This window comes from Sphaerimonospora sp. CA-214678 (assembly GCF_050942215.1).
Lineage (GTDB): Bacteria > Actinomycetota > Actinomycetes > Streptosporangiales > Streptosporangiaceae > Sphaerimonospora.
In genome coordinates this window covers 2,104,026-2,124,195 of record NZ_CP192056.1, presented here as the reverse complement: position 1 = coordinate 2,124,195, position 20,170 = coordinate 2,104,026, and the positions used below count along the sequence as shown (strand labels likewise).

General features: G+C 71.3%; 19 protein-coding genes and 1 riboswitch. Of the genes, 9 read left to right on the top strand and 10 right to left on the bottom strand.

The genetic code is table 11. The annotated features are described in order from the left end of the window. Nucleotides 1-53 precede the first annotated feature (53 nt). Together ACQP1K_RS09710 and ACQP1K_RS09705 are read right to left on the bottom strand one after the other, a co-directional pair. Entirely contained in the window at nt 54-137 is an 84-nt protein-coding gene (locus ACQP1K_RS09710) for a putative leader peptide (RefSeq protein ID WP_431998870.1), read from the bottom strand. A gap of 95 nt (nt 138-232) precedes the next feature. After that, nucleotides 233-364 carry a hypothetical protein gene (locus tag ACQP1K_RS09705; RefSeq protein WP_433500535.1) on the bottom strand — a complete coding sequence of 44 codons (132 nt, stop codon included), beginning with the start codon at nt 362-364 and terminating at the stop codon, nt 233-235. 144 nt (nt 365-508) lie between these two features. Between ACQP1K_RS09705 and ACQP1K_RS09700 the strand changes: the two genes are divergently transcribed. From ACQP1K_RS09700 to glyA, 3 genes are all read left to right on the top strand, one after another. Next, nucleotides 509-1,414, top strand: a complete 906-nt coding sequence (locus tag ACQP1K_RS09700; protein WP_433500534.1) for a YihY/virulence factor BrkB family protein — start codon at nt 509-511, stop codon at nt 1,412-1,414. Nucleotides 1,415-1,469: 55 nt separating this feature from the next. Beyond that, nucleotides 1,470-2,900, top strand: a complete 1,431-nt coding sequence (locus ACQP1K_RS09695) for a serine/threonine-protein kinase (RefSeq protein WP_433500533.1) — start codon at nt 1,470-1,472, stop codon at nt 2,898-2,900. Between the two features lie 100 nt (nt 2,901-3,000). Beyond that, nucleotides 3,001-3,102: riboswitch (ZMP/ZTP riboswitch) on the top strand. A 32-nt stretch (nt 3,103-3,134) separates the two neighbouring features. After that, nucleotides 3,135-4,400, top strand: a complete 1,266-nt coding sequence (gene glyA / locus ACQP1K_RS09690) for a serine hydroxymethyltransferase (RefSeq protein WP_433500532.1) — start codon at nt 3,135-3,137, stop codon at nt 4,398-4,400. 113 nt (nt 4,401-4,513) lie between these two features. Here the strand turns inward: glyA and ACQP1K_RS09685 are convergent, their stop codons facing one another. Then, on the bottom strand, nt 4,514-5,392 hold the full coding sequence (locus ACQP1K_RS09685) for a DUF1707 SHOCT-like domain-containing protein (protein WP_433500531.1): 879 nt from the start codon (nt 5,390-5,392) through the stop codon (nt 4,514-4,516). Nucleotides 5,393-5,472: 80 nt separating this feature from the next. Here ACQP1K_RS09685 and ACQP1K_RS09680 point away from each other — a divergent pair, with 80 nt between their 5' ends. The 4 genes from ACQP1K_RS09680 (at nt 5,473) to glgX (ending at nt 11,407) form a co-directional block, all read left to right on the top strand. After that, nucleotides 5,473-7,050: an ankyrin repeat domain-containing protein gene (locus tag ACQP1K_RS09680; RefSeq protein WP_433500530.1), complete on the top strand. Its 1,578-nt coding sequence runs from the start codon at nt 5,473-5,475 to the stop codon at nt 7,048-7,050. Between the two features lie 108 nt (nt 7,051-7,158). Further along, nucleotides 7,159-8,775 (top strand): isovaleryl-CoA dehydrogenase, encoded by a 1,617-nt coding sequence (locus ACQP1K_RS09675; protein ID WP_433500529.1) that lies wholly within the window; start codon nt 7,159-7,161, stop codon nt 8,773-8,775. A 43-nt stretch (nt 8,776-8,818) separates the two neighbouring features. Next, complete coding sequence (locus ACQP1K_RS09670; RefSeq protein ID WP_433500528.1) at nt 8,819-9,247, top strand: OsmC family protein; 429 nt, start codon at nt 8,819-8,821, stop codon at nt 9,245-9,247. A gap of 54 nt (nt 9,248-9,301) precedes the next feature. Continuing rightward, nucleotides 9,302-11,407 (top strand): glycogen debranching protein GlgX, encoded by a 2,106-nt coding sequence (gene glgX / locus ACQP1K_RS09665; RefSeq protein ID WP_433500527.1) that lies wholly within the window; start codon nt 9,302-9,304, stop codon nt 11,405-11,407. A gap of 33 nt (nt 11,408-11,440) precedes the next feature. On the opposite strand, the gene ACQP1K_RS09660 is transcribed toward glgX, so the two are convergent. Then, complete coding sequence (locus tag ACQP1K_RS09660) at nt 11,441-12,205, bottom strand: Clp protease N-terminal domain-containing protein (protein WP_433500526.1); 765 nt, start codon at nt 12,203-12,205, stop codon at nt 11,441-11,443. 93 nt (nt 12,206-12,298) lie between these two features. Between ACQP1K_RS09660 and ACQP1K_RS09655 the strand changes: the two genes are divergently transcribed. Together ACQP1K_RS09655 and ACQP1K_RS09650 are read left to right on the top strand one after the other, a co-directional pair. Beyond that, nucleotides 12,299-13,015 carry an AzlC family ABC transporter permease gene (locus ACQP1K_RS09655; RefSeq protein WP_433500525.1) on the top strand — a complete coding sequence of 239 codons (717 nt, stop codon included), beginning with the start codon at nt 12,299-12,301 and terminating at the stop codon, nt 13,013-13,015. Then, the gene (locus tag ACQP1K_RS09650) at nt 13,012-13,320 is read left to right on the top strand and encodes an AzlD domain-containing protein (RefSeq protein ID WP_433500524.1); all 309 of its coding nucleotides are present in this window, start codon (nt 13,012-13,014) and stop codon (nt 13,318-13,320) included. Before ACQP1K_RS09655 ends, ACQP1K_RS09650 begins: the two co-directional genes overlap by 4 nt. On the opposite strand, the gene ACQP1K_RS09645 is transcribed toward ACQP1K_RS09650, so the two are convergent. The 6 genes from ACQP1K_RS09645 to ligD all read right to left on the bottom strand — a co-directional run bounded on the left by ACQP1K_RS09645 (nt 13,317) and on the right by ligD (nt 19,897). Next, the gene (locus ACQP1K_RS09645) at nt 13,317-14,417 is read right to left on the bottom strand and encodes an ATP-dependent DNA ligase (protein WP_433500523.1); all 1,101 of its coding nucleotides are present in this window, start codon (nt 14,415-14,417) and stop codon (nt 13,317-13,319) included. The two genes, ACQP1K_RS09650 and ACQP1K_RS09645, sit on opposite strands and share 4 nt — an antisense overlap. Next, nucleotides 14,414-15,139: a pyrimidine reductase family protein gene (locus tag ACQP1K_RS09640; protein ID WP_433500522.1), complete on the bottom strand. Its 726-nt coding sequence runs from the start codon at nt 15,137-15,139 to the stop codon at nt 14,414-14,416. The genes ACQP1K_RS09645 and ACQP1K_RS09640 overlap by 4 nt, the downstream gene beginning before the upstream one ends. Before the next feature lie 52 nt (nt 15,140-15,191). Then, nucleotides 15,192-15,722 carry a hypothetical protein gene (locus tag ACQP1K_RS09635; protein ID WP_433500521.1) on the bottom strand — a complete coding sequence of 177 codons (531 nt, stop codon included), beginning with the start codon at nt 15,720-15,722 and terminating at the stop codon, nt 15,192-15,194. Beyond that, nucleotides 15,719-16,543, bottom strand: a complete 825-nt coding sequence (locus ACQP1K_RS09630; protein ID WP_433500520.1) for a phosphoadenylyl-sulfate reductase — start codon at nt 16,541-16,543, stop codon at nt 15,719-15,721. The genes ACQP1K_RS09635 and ACQP1K_RS09630 overlap by 4 nt, the downstream gene beginning before the upstream one ends. A gap of 61 nt (nt 16,544-16,604) precedes the next feature. Beyond that, the gene (locus ACQP1K_RS09625; RefSeq protein WP_433500519.1) at nt 16,605-18,563 is read right to left on the bottom strand and encodes a MoaD/ThiS family protein; all 1,959 of its coding nucleotides are present in this window, start codon (nt 18,561-18,563) and stop codon (nt 16,605-16,607) included. A 332-nt stretch (nt 18,564-18,895) separates the two neighbouring features. Continuing rightward, nucleotides 18,896-19,897 carry a non-homologous end-joining DNA ligase gene (ligD, locus tag ACQP1K_RS09620; RefSeq protein ID WP_433500518.1) on the bottom strand — a complete coding sequence of 334 codons (1,002 nt, stop codon included), beginning with the start codon at nt 19,895-19,897 and terminating at the stop codon, nt 18,896-18,898. Nucleotides 19,898-20,170 lie beyond the last annotated feature (273 nt).

The following is a 20,170-nucleotide window of genomic DNA, read 5'->3' as shown; positions in this document are numbered from 1 at the left end:
ATGCGAAAAGGACGCCAGGCGGCGCGCCCGAGTGGAACAGTAGAGGGCGGCGGTCAGCCGGCGTCGATACACATAGCACTGCGGACACGCTGGAGGTCGACGTGGCGTCGCACGACGAGCAACGGATCCGCTGGCATGTCATGAACGATACCCGGGAGCTCCCAGATGTCCAAGTTCCGGTCCAATATACGGACGTAATTCGCGAACTATGTCCGTTCTCGCCTCGGTGATCTCACCCCTTGCGCACCCAGTTCTCCGCGGGTTCGACGTGCCCGTCGGCCCTGGGCTCCTTGTGCTGGCAGTCGCACCACGAGCCGCCGCGGCAGTCCTGGTGCCTGCGGTCCTTGCACGCCGTACAGATCATCGTGCCACCTCCGCACCCCAGTACCGTCCCATGCCCTCTATCCTTGGCCTCTAGTTCTTTCTCACACCGGTCGGGTGCCAATTGACCACTACGGACGCGTCGGCGCGCACGCGGCGAACGCCGAGGCATCTGTCACGCCGTGGCATGGCGGCGGCCGGGGCCGGTCTGAGCAGGCTCAGGGACACCGGCGTCTGGGCCCTGGCGAAGGCGACCACGTTCGCCGGGTTCAACTACCGGGTGACCGGTCTGGCCGGCGAGGCGGCCTTCTTCGCACTGCTGTCGCTGCCGCCGTTCGCGCTCGGACTGCTCGGCGTCATGGGACATCTCAGCGGCCTGCTGGGCGAGCACACGGTGCAGGACATCCGGCGGTGGGTCATCGACCAGTCGGAGCTGCTGTTCAGCCACAACACGGTGGAGCGCGTGGTCGAGCCGCTGCTCGCCGACGCGCTCACCGGCGGCCAGGTCTCGCTGATCTCCGTCGGGTTCCTGTTATCGCTGTGGTCCGGCTCCCGCGCTCTGTTCGTCTACGTGGACCTGATCTCCATCGCGTACGGCCTGGGCGAGGAGCGGGGAATCATCCGTACCCGCGTGATGTCCTTCGCGCTCTATGTGGCCGCGCTGCTGATCGGCCTGATCGTCATGCCGATCCTCGTCATCGGGCCGACCCTGCTGTCGAACGCGCTGCCGCGGTACGAGGTCGTCGTGACGATCTTCTACTGGCCGGTGGTCGTACTCGGCTCGGTCTTCATGCTCACGCTGCTCTACCACGTCAGCGTGCCGCGCAGGACGCGGTGGTGGCGCGAGATCCCCGGGGCGGTGCTCGCCCTCTTCATCTGGATCCTCTGCGCGGCCGTCCTGCGCGAGGTGCTGGCCGCCTGGTTCACGCCGCTGTCGGTCTACGGCTCGCTCGCCGCCCCGATCGCCGTACTGCTCTGGCTGTACATCACGGCCCTCGCCGTGCTCATCGGCGCGACGCTGAACGCCGAGGTGGACCGTCTGTGGCCGCTGAACGGCATGGCTCGGCACCAACGTGAGTCCGGTACGGCCTGACCCGGTTTGGGGGAATCTTCGCCAAATGGTGACTGATCCGCCAAGATGGGCTCCGATGAACGGGCAGCAGGCAGGAACCGCCACAAACCATCTCACCGCCGCACATCGGCGGGTGATCGGGCCGTACGTGCCCCTACGCCGTCTGGGCGAGGGCGGTATGGGAATCGTCTACCTCGCCCAGGACCCCGCCGGGCGCAAGGTCGCGGTCAAGGTCATGCGCCCGGAGCTCGCCTCCCAGGAGGAGTTCTACAACAGGTTCCGCAAGGAGGCGGAGGCCGCCAAGCGGGTCGCCCGGTTCTGCACCGCCCCGGTGCTGGACGCCGGCCAGGACGGAGACCTCCACTACCTCGTCACCGAGTACGTCGACGGGCCCGACCTGTCCGCCGTGGTCGACGCGCAGGGGCCGCTGGCCGGCTCCAACCTGGACGCCCTCGCGGTCGGCGTGGCCACGGCCCTCGGCGCGATCCACCGGGCCGGGGTGGTCCACCGCGACCTCAAGCCCTCCAACATCCTGCTCGCCCCGGTCGGCCCCCGGGTGATCGACTTCGGCATCGCGCAGCTGGCCGACACGCTGGCCGAGCGCACCAGGGCGACGATCGGCACACCGAGCTACATGTCCCCGGAACAGGTGCGCGGCGACCTCGTCACCCCCGCCGCCGACATCTTCGCGTGGGGCTGCGTGGTCGCCTACGCCGGCACCGGCCGCCCGCCGTTCGGCACCGGGGCCGCCCCCGAGGTGCTCTACCGGGTGGCCCATCACGTGCCCGTGCTCGACGGCCTCGACGAGCGGCTGCGGCCACTGGTCGAACGGACCCTGGACAAGGACCCGGCCCGCCGCCCGACCGCGCAGCAACTCCTGGACCGGCTGCTGGGCCGGGAGGAGGTGGCCGTCGAGGCCGCCACCCGGATCGTCAGCGACATCTGGACCACCCCGGACCCCGGGGAGTCAACGGTGGCCCGGAAGACCGCCGCGGTCCGGGAGAGCGCGCCCGGCGGCGGCAGGAGGTGGCTGCCGATAGCCGGGGCCGGGGCGTTCGTCGCCGCTTCCGCCGCCGCCCTGTTCCTGGTGCTCCAGAACGGGATCGGTACGCCGGATCCACCGAAAGGGCCGGTCGCGACCCGTGACGTCCAGTTCCGGGGCACATCGTTCAAGGTGACGATCGAAACGGTGCGGCGGCGGGGGACCTCCGTCGGCGTGCAGTGGACGGTCAAGGCGACCGGGGGCTCTAACTGGTGGCCCCCGGACATGCTCGGGAGCACGGTCACCGGTGCGGGCCTGCTCGACCCGCCGACCGGATCCAAGTTCAGCCCCGCGAAGCAGGACGGGGCGTGCCTGTGCAGCAGCGTTCCCCGTAAATATCTCGAGTCCGGGGACAACCTGCAGCTCTACGCGAGTTTCAGCGGCGTGCCCGAGGACCTGGAGACGATCAGCGTCGACCTTCCCGGCGCCGGGCTGTTCGACGACGTCCCGATCCGTGCTGCCTGACCCGGCCCGAGAGGTCGACATCCCCCGCGTGGGCGTCTTCCGCGATGTGTCGATCTCCGACACCTGACCCGTACGCGACCGCGGGACGCTCGGATAGGGTTGAAGGCACCGCGACTGGCGCTGTGTGCCCCCAGGGCACGGGTAATAGGTGGGGCACCACCGGGGAGCGAGTCCGCGGCGGCCGTGCGCCTGGGTCGTCGTTCTCGATGAAGTGTCGACGGAGAAGGAAGCGCCATGACCGAGAACTCGCTGAACGTCGTCGATCCCGAGATCGCCGAGCTGATCAGGGCGGAGGAGCGGCGGCAGACCGACACGGTCAAGCTGATCGCCTCGGAGAACTACGTGTCCCGTGCGGTGCTCGAGGCCACGGGCACGGTGCTGACGAACAAATACTCCGAGGGCTATTCCGGCAAGCGCTACTACGAGGGCCAGCAGGTCATCGACAGGATCGAGACGCTCGCCGTCGAGCGCGCCAAGTCGGTCTTCGGAGTGCGTCACGCCAACGTCCAGCCCTACTCCGGCTCCCCCGCCAACCTCGCCATCTATCTGGCGTTCCTCCAGCCCGGCGACACCGTGCTGGGCATGGGCCTGCCGTTCGGCGGCCACCTGACGCACGGCTGGTCGGTGTCGGCCACCGGCAAGTGGTTCAACCCGGTCCGGTACGGCGTACGCAAGGACACCGGCCGGGTCGACATGGACGAGGTGCGCGCGCTCGCGCTGGAGCACCGGCCCAAGCTGATCTTCTGCGGCGGCACGGCCATCCCGCGCACCATCGACTTCCCCGCGTTCGCCGAGATCGCCCGTGAGGTCGGCGCCGTGCTCGCCGCCGACATCGCGCACATCGCGGGACTCGTCGCGGGCGGCGCGCATCCCTCGCCGGTCGGCCACGCCGATGTGATCTCCACGACCACCCACAAGACGCTGCGCGGGCCGCGCGGCGCGATGCTGATGGCCGACTCCGACGAGCACGCCACGGCGCTCAACAAGGCGGTCTTCCCCGGCCTGCAGGGCGGCCCGCACAACCACACGACCGCCGCCATCGCGGTGGCGCTGCACGAGGCGGCCCAGCCGGAGTTCAAGGCGTACGCCGCGCAGATCGTGAACAACGCGCGTGCCCTCGCCGACGAGCTGCTCGCCCGCGGCTTCGACCTGGTCTCGGGGGGTACGGACAACCACCTGATCCTCATGGACCTGACCCCCAAGGGCATCGGCGGCAAGCCGGCCGCCAAGGCCCTCGACCGGGCCGGCCTGGAGACCAACTACAACACGGTGCCGTTCGACCCGCGCAAGCCGTTCGACCCGTCGGGCATCCGCATCGGCACCCCGTCGGTCACCTCGCGCGGCATGGGCGAGGCGGAGATGCGCCAGATCGGGGCGTGGATCGACGAGGTGGTCACCGCGGTCGCCAAGGGCGAGGCCGAGGCGGAGAGCACGATCACCCGGGTCCGTCGCGAGGTCACGGAGCTGACCGCGCAGTTCCCCGCCCCCGGCCTGTCCTGACCCACCGGCCCCCTCCGCCTCCGCGACCCGCGGAAGATCACGGAGGCGGAGGGGAGACCACGGAGGCGGAGGGAGACCACGTGCGACCGCTCGGCTGAGACGTCCGGGGCCGGTCAGCGGCGAGGGCCGCCGTACGGAGGCGGCGGAGGCGCGGGTGGTGCCGGAGGATCGGGAGGCAGACCGCCGCCGCGCATACCCCGCCAGGCGTCCCCGGCCTCACGGCCCGCCTCACGGGCACTCCGGCGCAGCTCACGGGTGTTCTCCCGGACCTCGCGCATCAGCTCGCCGCGGGCCTGCCTGTCGTGTTCCATCACGTTACGGAAGTTGTGCTCGATCTGACGGCCGATCTCATGGCGGCGCTCCAGCCACCAATCGGTCCACGCGCCCAGGGCACGCTTGATCGGCTCGGCGTGGGAGTCCCCGATGACCTTCACATCGCCCATCACCACGTGGGCGCGCACCCGCACCACGGGAGCGTTGTGGCCGGTCGGCGCCTCCACGACCCGGACCTTCTTGTCCCCCAGGAAGGTGAACCCGGAGAGCTCGACGTCGACACCGTCCGGAACGATGACCTTGACGTCACCCATCACGCAGGTGACCACGATGTCGACCTCGGGGGTGCGCACCTCGGCCTCGCGGAGGTCGATGGTGACGTCTCCCATCACGCACACCGCGCCGATCTCCTGGTCGATGCGCCACTTGCCCTTCCGCTTGGTGTCACCCATCACGGCCACGATCCAGTCGCGCACCCTGCCCTTCTGACGTCCGGGCCGAGCCGGCCGTGTGAATCCCGGGCCGGGGGCCGGGGCTCCACCGGGGAGATCCGCGGTGAGCTGCGCCAGCTCGGCGTGGGTCCGGGCGAGATAGGCCGCCTCAGTCCGCTCGGTCAGCTCGGCGAGGGTCAACCGCCCCTCGACCGACGCCTCGCGGAGTTTCTCCACCACCGCCTCACGTTCGGCATCGGAAGCACGCATCTCACCCGAATCGTTCACGATGTCCAAGGTAGCCCGATCGTGCACGCGCTCCCATCCTCCCTGGGAACGATTATCCGGGCATATGTGAGCATGGAGGGGTGAGCCGGAGCAAGCTCCTCGACGCGGTGGCGGGAGGCGACGTGGCGCGGGTGGCGGCCATGCTGCACCCGGACATCACCCTGACCACCGCCCTGAACCCCGCTCAGGGCACGACACCGCTCTACCGCGCCGCCGTCGCCGGAAACCACGAAATCGTCCGGCTGCTCCTGGAGTACGGCGCCGAGCCCGACCGGCCGAGCGGCGGCGAGGACGAGGGGCTTCCCCTGTGCGCCGCCGCGCGCCGGGACCACGCCCGGACCGTCCAGGCCCTGCTCGACGGGGGCGCCGACCCCGACGCCAGGGAGCACGGCGGCTGGACCGCGCTGCTGTGGGCCTCGGCCAACGGCCATCTGGAGTCGGCCGACGTCCTGCTCGACGCCGCCGCGGACCCGGACGGGGCGAACGACGACGGGGACACCCCCCTGACCCTCGCCGCGCGCTTCGGCGCGTACGGAATCGTCCGGTCGCTGCTGGAGCACGGCGCCGACCCCTCCCTGCCCGGTTCCGGCGGCCGGTCCGCGCTGGAGATCGCCAGATGGTGGGCGTCCGCCGACCTGGAGAGCGCGCTGCGCGAGGAGATCGCCGCCCACCTGGGGGAAGAGCACGCGGAGGGCGACCACACCCTGGTCACATCCGGATGCGCCGGCCCCGACGGCACCCGCCTGATCTCCGTCGAGGCGCGCCGTCCCGACGGCGGCCGTGTCGCGATCAGCAGGCAGTGCGGCCATGTCGCGATCGCGACGCATCTGGAGATCGCGGTCGGCGTCCGCCCGCCCGTCGCCGAGCTGCTCGAGCGCGTCAGGCCGTACCGGGAGATCGACGCGGAGGACGTGACGTGGTGGTCGGCCGTGCACGCGCTGCGGCGGCGACACGACGACGAGACGTTCGAGGCGGTGACGCGGCTGTGCGACGGCGCCGACCCGGTCGAGCGCGAGTTCGGCGCCGACGTGCTCGCCGAGTTCGGCCAGGACCTGGGGCACGACCCCTATCACGATCGGGCCCTGGCGATCCTGCGGGACATGGCCCGCCAGGAGAGCGAGCCGCGGGTCGTCGAGTCCGTCCTCCACGCGCTCGGCCACCGGGCCGACGAGCGGGCGCTGCCCGAGGTGCTGGACATCGTCGAACTGCCCGGACGGACGCCCACGGTGAACGACGCGGTGGCGCTCGCCGCCGTCCTTCCGCCGGACGACGAGGCGGGCATCGCCGCGCTCATCAGGCTGAGCGAGAGCGCCGACCCGGAGGTGCGCGACTGGGCCACCATGGGCATCGCCGGCCTGGCCGCCGACACCCGGCCGATCAGGGAGGCGCTCGCCGACCGGCTGGCCGACACCGATCTGACGACGGTCGCCGAGGCCGCACTCGGTCTGGCCGGACGCGGGGACCGGCGGGCGATCGAGGGGATCCACCGCGTGCTGTGCGAGGGGCACGGCACCGGGTGGAGCGGGGAGCGTACGGATGATCAAGAAGGCGACCGGGACGACGACTGGGACTACGCCCGCGACCTCGTCCTGGAGGCGGCCGCCGAGCTGGGGCTGGAGATCAGCGGGGCCGGGATCGACGGCGCCGCAGTCACGTGAGCTGGCGGTTCCGGCGACGTCCGGGGATGCTGAACCTGTTCCGGCGGTCAGCCCATCCGACCGGTCGACCCGTCCGTCAGGACGGCCCCACCCCGACAGGAGGACCCAGTGACCCATGACGTGACCAACCAGGTTCCCCCACTGACCGGGCACGATGTCTCGGCCGACCGCGCGCTGCTGGAGGGCCTCGCGCGGGAGGGCGCCGACTGGTCGACGGGGGAGCTCCATCGGCTCGGCACGCTGGCCGGGTCGGAGCGGGCGCAGGAGTGGGGCAGGCTGGCCAACGAGAACCCGCCCGTGCTGCGCACCCACGACCGGTACGGCAACCGCGTCGACGAGGTGGAGTTCCACCCCGCGTGGCACGAACTGATGTCGGTCGCGGTCGCCAACGGCATGCACGCCACGCCCTGGACCTCCGCCCGGCCCGGCGCGCACGTGGCCCGTGCGGCAAAGTTCTTCGTCTGGTCGCAGGTCGAGGCCGGGCACGGCTGCCCGATCTCCATGACGTACGCCGCGGTGGCCGCGCTGCGGCACTCCCCCGCGCTGTGCGCCGAGTGGGAGCCGCTGCTGGCCTCGCGCACCTACGACTTCGGGCTGCGCCCGGCCGCAGGCAAGCGCGGCGTGCTCGCCGGCATGGCGATGACCGAGAAGCAGGGGGGCTCCGACGTCAGGGCCAACACGACGCGGGCGGAACCGCTCGCCGACGGGACCTTCGCGATCACCGGGCACAAGTGGTTCAACTCGGCGCCGATGTGCGACGTGTTCCTGGTGCTGGCGCAGGCGCCCGGCGGCCTGTCGTGCTTCCTGCTCCCCCGCGTCCTGCCGGACGGCACACGCAACGCGATCCGGCTGATGCGGCTGAAGGACAAGCTCGGCAACAGGTCCAACGCCTCGGCCGAGGTCGAGTACGAGCGCGCGATCGCGTTCCCGGTCGGAGAGGAGGGCCGGGGCGTCCGCACCATCATCGAGATGGTCAACATGACCCGGCTCGACTGCGTGATCGGCTCGGCGGCCGGCATGCGGTACGGCCTGGCGCAGGCGCTCCACCACGCCCGCCACCGCAGGGTGTTCGGCCGGGAGCTGATCGACCAGCCGCTGATGCGCAACGTGCTCGCCGACCTGGCGCTGGAGTCCGAGGCGGCGACCACGCTGATGCTGCGGCTCGCCGGGGCGACCGACCGGGCGGTACACGGCGACGCCGGCGAGGGCCTGTTCCGGCGGGCGGCGCTGGCCGCGGCGAAATACTGGGTGTGCAAACGCGGCCCGGCGCACGCGGCCGAGGCGCTGGAGTGCCTGGGCGGCAACGGGTACGTCGAGGAGTCGCAGCTTCCCCGCCTCTTCCGTGAGTCGCCGCTCAACGGCGTCTGGGAGGGCTCCGGCAACGTGGCCGCGCTCGACCTGATGCGGGTGCTGACGCGCGAGCCCGAGGCGGCCGAGGCGTTCTTCGCCGAGGTGGCGACGGCGGGCGACCGCCGGGTCGCCGACGCGGCCGAGCGGGTCCAGAAGACCATCGCCTCGGCCGGCGAGGCGGACGCGCGGCGCGGCGCCGAGGAGATGACCCTGCTCCTGCAGGCGTCCCTGCTCGTACGGCACGCGCCCGCAGCCGTGGCCGACGCGTTCTGCGCCTCCCGCCTGTCCGGCGAATGGGGACGGGCCTTCGGGACGCTGCCGCAGGGAGTGGACTCGTCGGCGGTCCTGGACTCGTTGGTGATTACCGGACGCTAGGGTCGACCATGGAAATGATGCTCACCATGGAAAGGGGATCGCGATGGCGACCACTCGTACCGCCACGACCCAGTGGAAGGGCGCCCTGCTGGACGGCTCGGGCTCTGTGTCGCTGGACTCCTCCGGAATCGGCACCTTCGAGGTCTCCTGGCCGTCCCGCGCCGAGGCGGCCAACGGCAAGACCAGCCCCGAGGAGCTGATCGCCGCCGCCCACTCCTCGTGTTTCTCGATGGCGCTGTCCAACGGTCTGGCGAAGGCGGGGACCCCGCCGCAGTCGATCGAGACCAGGGCCGACGTGACCTTCCAGCCCGGCGAGGGCATCACGGGCATTGTGATCTCGGTCCGGGCACAGGTGCCGGGGATCTCCGCCGAGGACTTCCAGCAGGCGGCCGAGACGGCCAAGGCCAACTGCCCGGTCAGCAAGGCCCTGGCGGGCACCACGATCTCGCTGAACGCGGAACTCGCGGGCTGATCGGATATCGTCCCGGGCCCCGCTACCTGCGGGGCCCGAGGAGAATGGGGTGATATGCGCGAGGTCTGGCCTGGCGAGCAGTATCCTCTCGGCGCCACCTGGGACGGTGTGGGCACCAACTTCTCGGTGTTCTCGGAGGCGGCAGAGCGGGTCGAGCTGTGCCTGTTCGACGACGACGGCGTCGAGAGCCGCGTCGACCTGCCCGAGGTCGACGGGTTCGTCTGGCACGGCTACCTGCCGGGGATCATGCCAGGACAGCGGTACGGCCTGCGCGTCCACGGGCCGTACAGGCCCGAGCACGGTCACCGGTGCAACCCCGCCAAGCTGCTGCTCGACCCGTACGGCAAGGCGGTCGAGGGCTCGGTGCGGTGGAACGAGTCGCTGTTCTCCTACTACTTCGCCGACCCCGGGCGGCTGAACGCCGCCGACTCGGCCACTTACATGCCGAAGAACGTGGTGGTCAACCCGTTCTTCGACTGGGGCGACGACCGCCCGCCGCGCACGCCGTACCACGAGACCGTGATCTACGAGGCGCACGTGCGCGGTCTCACAATGCGGCATCCGGGGGTGCCCGAGGAGCAGCGCGGCACCTACGCGGGGCTCGCGCACCCCGCCGTGCTCGATCATCTGCTCTCGATCGGGGTGACCGCGGTCGAGCTGATGCCGGTGCACCAGTTCGTGCCGGAGCACGCGATGGTGGCCCGCGGGCTGACCAACTACTGGGGCTACAACACGGTCGCCTACCTGGCCCCGCACAACGCGTACTCCAGCTCCGGGCAGCGGGGCGAGCAGGTCCAGGAGTTCAAGGCGATGGTACGCGCGCTGCACGAGGCCGGGATCGAGGTGATCCTCGACGTCGTCTACAACCACACCGCCGAGGGCGACCACATGGGCCCGACGCTGAGCTTCCGCGGCATCGACAACGTCGCCTACTACCGGCTGCGCGACGAGGACCGGCGCTACTACCTCGACTACACCGGCTGCGGCAACTCGCTCAACGTGCGCTCCCCCCACGCGCTACAGCTGATCATGGATTCGCTGCGCTACTGGGTGCAGGAGATGCACGTGGACGGCTTCCGCTTCGACCTCGCGGCCGCGCTCGCCCGGGAGCTGCACGACGTGGACCGGCTGAGCGCGTTCTTCGACCTCATCCAGCAGGACCCGGTGATCTCCCAGGTGAAGCTGATCGCCGAGCCGTGGGACGTCGGCCCGGGCGGCTACCAGGTCGGGAACTTCCCGCCCCTGTGGACGGAGTGGAACGGCAAGTACCGCGACGCCGTACGCGACTTCTGGCGGGGCAGCGCCAGGACCATGCCCGAGTTCGCCTCCCGGCTGTCGGGCTCCAGCGATCTCTACGCCACCAGCGGCCGCCGGCCGGTCGCCTCGATCAACTTCGTCACCTGCCACGACGGGTTCACCCTCACCGACCTGGTCTCCTACAACCGCAAGCACAACGAGGCCAACGGCGAGGACAACCGCGACGGCACCGACGACAACCGCTCCTGGAACTGCGGCGTCGAGGGCCCCACCGACGATCCCCAGATCGTAGGGCTGCGGAAGCGGCAGCGGCGCAACTTCCTGGCCACGCTGTTCGTGTCCCAGGGCGTGCCGATGATGGCGGCCGGCGACGAGTTCGGCCGCACCCAGCACGGCAACAACAACGCCTACTGCCAGGACAACGAGATCTCCTGGGTCGACTGGTCGCTGGCCGAGACCGAGTCGGACCTGCTGGAGTTCGTCCGGCGGCTCGCCGAGTTCCGGCGCGGCCATCCGGTCTTCCGCCGGCGCAGGTTCTTCCGCGGCAGGGTCCGCGAGGGCGTACGCGACATCGTCTGGCTGACCCCGGCCGGCGAGGAGATGACCGACGGCGACTGGGACACCGGTTACGCCAAGTCGCTCGCGGTGTTCCTCAACGGCGACGCGATCAGCGAGCCCGGTCCCCGCGGTGAGCGGATCCGGGACGACTCGTTCCTCCTGCTGATCAACGCCCACCACGAGAGCCTCACGTTCACCCTGCCGGCGGCGGAGTTCGGCGACGGCTGGCGATCGGTCCTCGACACCGACGGCGGGACGGACGCCGACGACGAGGTCCGCCACGCGGGCGCGAGCGTGCCCGTTGCGCCCCGCTCCCTTCAGGTTCTGTGCTGCCCGCGGCGCTAGTGCCGCCGTCCGGCGCACGCCCTGTCTCCCGGGTCACCGCTCCTCCCGGCCCGGCTCCCGCCGCTCCTTCGCGGACGTGAGAATCGCGGCCAGGACCGACTTGACGTGCTCCTCCGCGGCCGGCTTGGTGATCCCGAGCCCGGAGAGCACGCCTGATCCGTCCTCCAGCTCCAGCAGGGCGAGCAGGATGTGCTCGGTCCCGATGTAGTTGTGGCCCATCCGCAGGGCCTCACGGAAGGTGAGCTCCAGCGCCTTGCGCGCCTGCGAGTCGAACGGGATGACCCCGGCCACCCGCTCACCGGCCGGCGGGAGGGTCGCGGCCACGGCCTCGCGTACGGCCTCCGCAGACACGCCCTGGGCGACGATGGCCTTGGCGGCCAGGCCCTCCGGATCGCCCAGCAGCGCCAGCACCAGGTGCTCGGGGCGCACCTCGTGGTGGCCCGCCGCGAGCGCCTCGTTCGTCGCCGTGACCACGACGGTCCTCGCCCGCGGGGTGAACCGCCCGAAGCCCTGGTCGGGATCGAAGGCCAGCGGCTCGGCCGACGCCTTCGGCACGAATCGCTTCTGCGCGGCCTGCTTGCTGACGCCCATGCTCCTGCCGATCTCGGTCCAGGAGGCGCCCGATCTGCGGGCCTGGTCGACGAAGTGGCCGATCAGGTGGTCGGCCACCTCGCCGAGATGGTCGGCGAGCAGGACCGCGTCGGAGAGCTGGTCGAGTGCGTCGGTGTGCGCGCTCTTGATCGCCTCGATCAGGTCGTCGAGCCGGACGGGATGCGGTAGATGGTTCGGATTCGTCATGCCGTCAACGATAGGTTGACGGCATGACATCGTCAACCACAAGTTGACGATGCCTCATCCCGCGCGGGCCGCGATTCCAGGTAGTTTCAGGCCGTGACCACAGAACCCCTACAAGCCCCAACGGATCGGGCGCGGAGCCGGTCTCGGGCCGCGGTCGTACGGGACGCCCTGGGCGTGGGCGTCGCCGTCGGCCTGTCCGGTTTCGCGTTCGGCGTGACGTCGGCCGGAGCCGGGCTGAGCCTGGCCCAGACGTGCGCGCTGTCCCTGCTGGTCTTCACCGGGGCGTCGCAGTTCGCGCTCGTCGGTACGCTGGGCGTGGGCGGCACCCCCGCAGCCGCCGTGGCCGGAGCCCTGTTCCTCGGTGTGCGCAACGCCTTCTACGGCCTGCGGCTGGCCCAGCTGATGCGCCTGCCCCGCGCGATGCGCCCGCTCGCCGCGCAGTGGGTCATCGACGAGACGTCGGCGGTGGCCATGGCCCAGCCCGATCGCGGCAGCGCCCGGCTCGGCTTCGCGGTCACCGGGGCCAGCCTCTACCTGCTGTGGAACCTCACCACGTTCCTCGGCGCGCTGGGTGCCGAGGCGCTCGGCGATCCGTCCGCCTGGGGGCTCGACGCCGCCGGGCCCGCCGTCTTCCTGGCGCTGCTCGCCTCGATGCTGCGCGGGCGGCAGGAGACGCTGGTCGCCGTCCTCGCGGTCGCGCTGGCGCTGGTCTGCCTGCCGCTGCTGCCGGCGGGCGTCCCCGTCCTCGTCTCGGCGCTGGCCGCGCCGATCGTCCTCATGCTCAGCCGCCGCCGGGAGGCATCGCCTTGACCATCTGGATCGCCGTCGCCGTCACCGCCCTCGGCTGCTACGCCGTCAAGCTGCTCGGCCTGTCCGTGCCCGCCGGGCTGCTGGACCGGCCGCTCGTACGGCGGATCGCCGCCCTCGTGCCGGTCGCCATGCTGGCCGCGCTCACCGCCATCCAGACGTTCGGCAGCGGACAGGCGCTCGTGCTCGACGCGCGGGCCGCCGGGCTGGCGGCCGCGGCAGCCGCGCTGCTGCTGCGTGCGCCGTTCCTCGTGGTCGTCGCGGTCGCCGTCGCCGTCACCGCGGCCGTACGCGCGCTGACCGGCTAGCGGCCGAGGATGTCGGCGAGGTCGTAGGCGATCGGCCGGTCGAGCTGGTCGTAGGTGCACGACGCCGGCTCGCGGTCCGGCCGCCAGCGGCGGAACTGGGCGGTGTGCCGGAACCTGTCCCCCTCCATGTGGTCGTAGGCCACCTCGGCCACCAGCTCGGGCCGCAGCGGGATGAACGACAGGTCCTTCTTGGCGTTCCACCGGGACACCGCCCCGGGCAGGCGCTGCGCGGTCCTCGCCTCGGTGCCCTCCCCCGCGGCGCCGCGCCCGGCGGCCTCCGCCCAGTGACCCCACGGATGCCCGCTCAGATCGTCCATCCGGTACGGCGCGAGCTCGGCCACGAGATCCGCGCGCCGCTTCATCGGGAACGACGCGGCCACGCCCACATGATGCAGACGGCCGTCGGGCGAGTAGAGCCCCAGCAGCAGCGAACCGACGACCGGGCCGCTCTTGTGCTCGCGGTAGCCCGCCACCACGCAGTCGGCCGTCCGCTCGTGCTTGACCTTGAACATCACCCGTTTGTCCGGCTCGTACGGAATGTTCCCCGGCTTGACGACGATGCCGTCCAGCCCGGCTCCCTCGAACACGCCGAACCACTCGGCGGCCTGCCGCTCGTCCATGGTGGCCGGTGTCAGCCGTACCGCGCCGGAGGCCGCGCCGAGCGTCTTCTCCAGGCGGGCCCGCCGGGTCGAGAACGGCTCCGCCATCAGGTTCTCCGCGCCCTCGGCGAGCAGGTCGAAGGCGACGAACGAGGCCGGCGTCCGCTCGGCCAGCAGCTTCACCCGGGAGGCCGCCGGGTGGATCCGCTGCTGCAGCGCGTCGAAGTCGAGCGTCTCCCCCGAGACGACGACGATCTCGCCGTCCACCACGCAGCGCGGCGGCAGCTCGGCCCTGACCGCCTCCACCAGCTCGGGGAAGTAGCGCGTGAACGGCCGCTCGTTCCGGCTGCCCAGGTAGACCTCGTCGCCGTCGCGGAACACGATGCAGCGGAAGCCGTCCCACTTGGGCTCGTAGTAGAGCGTGCCGTCCTGCGGTGGAAGCCGCTTGACCGCCTTGGCCAGCATCGGCGCCACCGGCGGTTCGACCGGAAGCCTCATCGCGCCTCCTCGCTGACGTATCGGATGAACAGGACGCCGTCCTCTTCGAGCACGTGGGCGAGGGTGAGCGGAGTACGCGAGGCCACACCGTTCAGGACGCGCGCGGCGTCCCCTCCGGCGAGCAGCGGGCTCATCGTGAGCGCCAGCTCGTCGATCAGCCCGGCGGCGGCGAGCTCCGCGTTCAGCCGCGGCCCACCCTCGCACAATATGCGGCCGAGCCCCCGCTCGCGCAGCAGGCGCACCGCCGCCTCCGGAGCGACGAGGTCCTCCCCCGCCACCAGCACCTCGGCGTGCTCGGCCGCCTGCTCGCGGCGTTCCGGCGGCGCGGCTCCGGTGGTGATGACGATGGTGCGCTGGTACGGCTCGGTCTCGGTGAAAAGCGGCCCGCCGAGGTCGAGGTCGAGCCGCCGGGTGATCACCGCGATCGGCGGCGCCGGCGGGCGACCGGCGCGCAGCGTGTCCCATCCCTCGCGCGGCCTGGCCGGGCCGTACCCCTCGGTCCTGACCGTCGCGGCGCCCGCGAGCACCACGTCGGCCAGACCGCGCAGGACGTGGAAGACCCTCCGGTCCCCCGGGCTCGACAGCCCCGCCGACCTGCCCTCGAGCCACGCCGCGCCGTCGGCGCTGACCACCATGTTGACCCGCAGGCACCCCCGGGACGGGTAGGCGTAGGCTGCGGCGATATCGGGATCTTCCTCGATGTAGGGATGTATGCGGCGCACATCCCTACACTCGCACACGCCGCCGGGCGGCGGGCGTCACGCGCGCTCGCGATCAGCCCGTCTGCACGCTCTGCACCCGCGGGCCCTCGGGTTCCAGGGCCAGCGTGATGTCGACGCCGCCCACGCTGACGCTCAGCGCGTAGCGCCCCGGCGTACGCCAGCTCAGCCGCATCGACTGCAGGTCCCGGCCGGTCAGCCTGGCCAGCACCCGGTTGACGTCCGCGACGGAGGAGGTCAGCTCACGACCGCCCGGTGTGCGCCGGTAGACGACGGTGAGCAGCCGCTCGGTCTCGGCGCCGCCGAGCCTGCGTGCCTTGCCGGTCTCCAGGGCGAGCACACAGATCCGCTCGAGATCGGTCATCCGCTCGGCGGGCACCACGCCGCCGTGCGCGGCGGCAGCGAGCTCGCGGAAGGGCGCGTCGCGGCCGGGCGGCACCGCCTCGGCGAACGCCAGCGCGGCCGCCACGACCGCGCCGGCCTCCTCATCGGACAGCTCCACCGGATCGGGGGAGGTCGGCTCCGGCTCACCGGACGGCGAGGCGGACGCCGGCGAGGTCGCCTCCCCGGGGCCGACGTCGTTCACGAGTGGATGCCGTGCGCCTCGGCGAAGATCGCCTCGGCCTCGTGCTCGAAGTTGCCGGTCTCGATCGGGCAGTGGATGCCGCACTCCTTCGGCGCACCCTGCTCCCACCACCAGCGACCGGCCCGGTCGTCCTCACCGGGCTGGATGGGCCGGGTGCAGGGGCCGCAGCCGATGCTGGTGTATCCCTGCGAGTACAACGGGTGGATGGGCACGTCGTTGGCGCGCGCGTACTCCCAGACCTCGTCGCCGCTCCAGTCGGCCAGCGCGTTGATCTTGACGATGCCCTCGTGGTCGTGGTCCAGCTCGACCTTCTTGATCGCGGCGCGCGAGGCCCACTGGTCCCGGCGCAGGCCGGTGAACCAGCCGTCAAGGCCGCGCAGCGCGCGCACGAGCGGGCGGACCTTGCGGATCTGGCAGCACAGCATGCGCGCGGGCACGCTGTTGCGGAACAGCTCGACGCCCTGGCGGCGCACCATCGACTCGACCTCGGCCGTGTCGGGGAAGAGCACGTCCCAGCGGGTCTGCGGGTAGCGCTCGCGCACCTGCTCGATGAACGCGTACGTCTCCTGCGGCAGCCGCCCGGTGTCGACCGTGATGACCTGCACGTCAGGACGGATCTTCGTGGCCATGTCCAGCACGACCATGCCGTCGATCTGCAGCGCGGTGACCACCGCCACCCGGTCGCCGAGTGCCTCGAAGGCCCATTCGATGACGTCCTCGGGCTCCTGGTCGTCGAGATCCATCGCGATCTCGCCGATCTCCAGGTCGTCGAAGACCACCCGCTCGCCGTCCTTGGCGGGTGCCGTGACCACTTCTGTCATTTTCGTTCCCTCTCACCGCTGTGTTGTCGCGCTGTCGCCGGGATGTCCGCCGAGCCGCTGCTCAGCCACCGGACATCGCCATGACGACGGTGATGTCGGAGCCGGCCGTCACCTCGGTGGCGAGACCGGCGAGGCTGCGGATGTCCTCCTCGCCCACCGCGACGAGGAACGCCTCGGCGACCTTGCCGTCGGGCGTCACCTGGGCGCCGAACGCCGGATGCTCCTTGGCCACGGCCGCCAGAGCCTCGCCCACGGTCCGGGCGGTCACCTCGATCTCGTCCGCCCCGCCCACGAGGTCGAGCAGCGGGCCGGGGATCCGTACGGTCACGGCCGTCTCGGCCACCTCGGCCGGGGCCGACGGGGCGGACCGCGCGCCGGTGTCGCTGGCGAGTCCGATCAGCTCCTCGTCGCTGCGCTCCGAGGCGAAGTCGCCGAAGGTGTAAGTCGCGTCGCCGCGTGCGGCCCGCTCCGTCAGCCAGCCCTCCACCAGGCGCTCGATGACGTCGTCGATCTCGTCGGTGGGCACGCGGCGCATCAGCCGGCGGCCGATCGCCGTACGGGCGCCCAGGCCGCCGCCCACGGTCAGGTCGTAGGCCTCGACCCGCTCGTCGGCGCCTTCCTTCCTGGTCGTGGTGCCCTGCAGGCCGATCTCGCCCACCCAGTGCTGGGCGCAGGCGTGCGGGCAGCCGTCCATGTGGATGGCGAGGTCGCCGATGCGCTCGGCGCCGAACCGATCGGTGAGCCGGCCGAGCATCACGTCCAGCTTGCCCTTGGTCTCGGCCACCGAGTAGTTGCAGAAGCGGTGGCTCGTGCAGGCCAGCGAGCGGGCGTAGGCGCGGCCGCGGCCGACCGGCAGGCCCAGCTCGGCCAGGAGCGCCTTCACTTCCTCGACGCGGGACGCCGGGACGTTGCCGATGATGAAGTTCTGCTGACGGGTGAAGCGCAGGTCGGCGCCGAGGTCGTCGAGCAACTCGCCGAGCCTCTCGAGCATGCTGCCGGTCACCCGGCCGGCCGGCACGGGCACGCCGATGTAGACGAGCCCGTCCTGCCGCTGCGGGTGCACGCCCATGTGGTCGGCCTCGGGCGCCGGCTCGGGCGCGAAGCCGTCCTCCAGCCGGCGGCCGAGCTGCTCCTCGACCTTCTCGCGCACCCCCTGCGGACCGTAGTCGTCCATCATGAACTTGATCCGGGCCTTGGCACGCGAGACGCGGTACCGCAGGTCGCGCTGCCAGGCGTTGGTCACCGCCTTCAGCACCTCGACCGTGTCCTCGGCCGGCACGAAGACGCCGATGTCACGGGAGATGCGCGGGGTGTTCGCCATGCCGCCGCCGATGCGCAGCCCGAACCCGGGCCGGCCGTCGCGGACGGTGGCGATCAGGGCGACGTCGTGGATCTCCGGCGCGTTGCACTGCGCCGAGCACGCCGCGATCGTGTACTTGTGCTTGCGGGGCAGGTTGCTGTACTCGGGGTTGCCGTAGAAGAAGCCGGCCACCTCGTTGATGATCGGTGTGACGTCGAAAGGCTCCTCTGCGGTGAGGCCCGCCACCGGGCAGCCGGTGATGTTGCGTACGGTGTCGCCCTCCGCGCCCGCGGTGGTCAGCCCGGCGGCCTCGATCACGCCGAGCACCTCGGGGAGCTTCTCCATCCGCACCCAGTGCAGCTGGATGCCCTGGCGGGTGGTCAGCTCGGCCTCGTCGCGGCCGTACTCACGGGCGATGCGTCCCAGCGCCCGCACCTGGTCGGGCCGCACCAGACCGCCGGGCACCTTGATGCGCACCATGAAGGTGCCGATCTTCGGCTTGTCGTGGGCGAGACCCCACCAGTACAGCCGGACGACTTCTTCTTCCGGAATGTCCTCGTAGCCCCGTTCGATGAGGCTGGGCAGCTCATTGCGGACGTCGAGGCCGGGGCGATCGCGCTTGAGTCGCTCGATGGAGTTGCGTCGGTAGACGAGATCCCAGTCGGGCGGCGGCCGATCGGCACCGGAGCGGCGGGCGCGAGAGGGAATTGTTGTGGTCACGGTTCCTCCGTGCGGCAATGCGTGGACATGCCAGCCGACGAGCACCGACGCCGATGTCGGACTGGGTGACACGACAAAGAGAAGAGATGGGGGCGAGCCGAGAGGCGCTCGCCGGACGCGGAAGGCGGCAGGCTAGGCGCGGCTAGATGCGCGGCAACACTGGCAGAGGCACGGGATCATCGCCCCTACGATTCCAGAGCATCGCGTCCTAATCATCGAATCGATAATAGCGTCGATCTTTACGGGGATCAACGGATTATGTCGATTCCGGACGTTTTCCAGTCACTCGCCGCCGGTCGAGGCGTTATTCAGGGGCGATGCGGCCCGTCCCGTCAATCGTCCGACGGGCGGGCCTTGGAGGGCTGGACGCGCTTGGGCTCGCCGGGCATCTTGGGGTGGTTCGGCGGGTAGGGCAGGTCGCCCCGGCCGTCGGCGGCGTACCATCCGAGCAGCGTGTCGATGACGAACGCCCGGTCGTCGATGGTCCGCTGGAGGTCGCCGATCTCCGCGAACCGCCCCGGCATCGTCCGGATGTCGAAGTCGCGCGGATCGCAGTCGGCCAGCTCCGCCCATGTCACGGGTGCGGAGACGGTGGCGTCCGGCCTGGCGCGCACCGAGTAGGCCGCGGCGACCGTGCGGTCGCGGGCGTTCTGGTTGTAGTCGATGAAGACCTTCTCCCCCCGCTCCTCCTTCCACCAGGCGGTGGTCGCGAGGCCGGGCAGCCGCCGCTCCACCTCACGGGCGAGCGCGATCGCGGCGTACCGCACCTCCGTGAAGGTCCAGCGGGGCTCGATGCGCACGCCGATGTGGACGCCTCGGTTGCCCGAGGTCTTGGGGAAGCCGGTCACGCCGAGCTCGTCCAGGATCTCCCGTACGGCGAAGGCGACCTTGCGCGCGTCCTCGAAGGAGGTGCCCGGCTGCGGATCGATGTCGATGCGCAGCTCGTCGGGGTGCTCGAGGTCGGGCCTGCGGGCCGGCCAGGGGTGGAAGTCGATCGTGGCGAGGTTCGCGCACCAGGCGACCGCCGCGATCTCGGTCGGACAGAACGCGTCGGCGGTGCGTCCGCTGGGGAAGGCCACGGTGACGGTCTCGATCCAGTCGGGATGCTTGGGCATCCGCTTCTGGTAGATCGCCTCCGAGCCGACTCCGTCCGGGTGCCGCTTGAGGTAGGTCGGCCGGTCGCGGAGGGCGCGCAGCACACCGTCCCCGACGCTCACGTAGTACTCCACCAGGTCGCGCTTGGTCGCGCCAACGCCGGGGAAGTAGATCTTGTCCGGGTTGGTCACCTTGACCGTCCGGCCTTCGATCTCGAGTTCGATGTACGGCGACGCCATGTGACGGACACTACCCAGAAAGGAGGTGGTCCGCCCCGGGCTGCCAACGGCGGCCGGACCGGGAGCTCCCACAAGCCCGCACGCCCTCCGGGCGGGGCTCGTGCTCGCGCGAACGCGACGGAGCGGACCACGTGAGGCGCCGGGCGGCGTCCAGCACGGGTCGGGTGCTTCCTCCCTGAGGCCTCGTACGGGAAGACGCGGAGACGACCGCGAAAGGATGCCCCGGACGAGGAGAACTGACCGTCCCTTGGTCCTTTCGGGGAGTGTCGGGAC

What these genes read in the sequence shown, in the direction of transcription:
- ACQP1K_RS09710 (WP_431998870.1), bottom strand. Translation starts at nt 137, where the DNA reads ATGCCAGCGGATCCGTTGCTCGTCGTGCGACGCCACGTCGACCTCCAG.
- ACQP1K_RS09705 (WP_433500535.1), bottom strand. Translation starts at nt 364, where the DNA reads ATGATCTGTACGGCGTGCAAGGACCGCAGGCACCAGGACTGCCGCGGC.
- ACQP1K_RS09700 (WP_433500534.1), top strand. Translation starts at nt 509, where the DNA reads ATGGCGGCGGCCGGGGCCGGTCTGAGCAGGCTCAGGGACACCGGCGTC.
- ACQP1K_RS09695 (WP_433500533.1), top strand. Translation starts at nt 1,470, where the DNA reads ATGAACGGGCAGCAGGCAGGAACCGCCACAAACCATCTCACCGCCGCA.
- glyA (WP_433500532.1), top strand. Translation starts at nt 3,135, where the DNA reads ATGACCGAGAACTCGCTGAACGTCGTCGATCCCGAGATCGCCGAGCTG.
- ACQP1K_RS09670 (WP_433500528.1), top strand. Translation starts at nt 8,819, where the DNA reads ATGGCGACCACTCGTACCGCCACGACCCAGTGGAAGGGCGCCCTGCTG.
- glgX (WP_433500527.1), top strand. Translation starts at nt 9,302, where the DNA reads ATGCGCGAGGTCTGGCCTGGCGAGCAGTATCCTCTCGGCGCCACCTGG.
- ACQP1K_RS09660 (WP_433500526.1), bottom strand. Translation starts at nt 12,205, where the DNA reads ATGACGAATCCGAACCATCTACCGCATCCCGTCCGGCTCGACGACCTG.
- ACQP1K_RS09645 (WP_433500523.1), bottom strand. Translation starts at nt 14,417, where the DNA reads ATGAGGCTTCCGGTCGAACCGCCGGTGGCGCCGATGCTGGCCAAGGCG.
- ACQP1K_RS09630 (WP_433500520.1), bottom strand. Translation starts at nt 16,543, where the DNA reads ATGACAGAAGTGGTCACGGCACCCGCCAAGGACGGCGAGCGGGTGGTC.
- ligD (WP_433500518.1), bottom strand. Translation starts at nt 19,897, where the DNA reads ATGGCGTCGCCGTACATCGAACTCGAGATCGAAGGCCGGACGGTCAAG.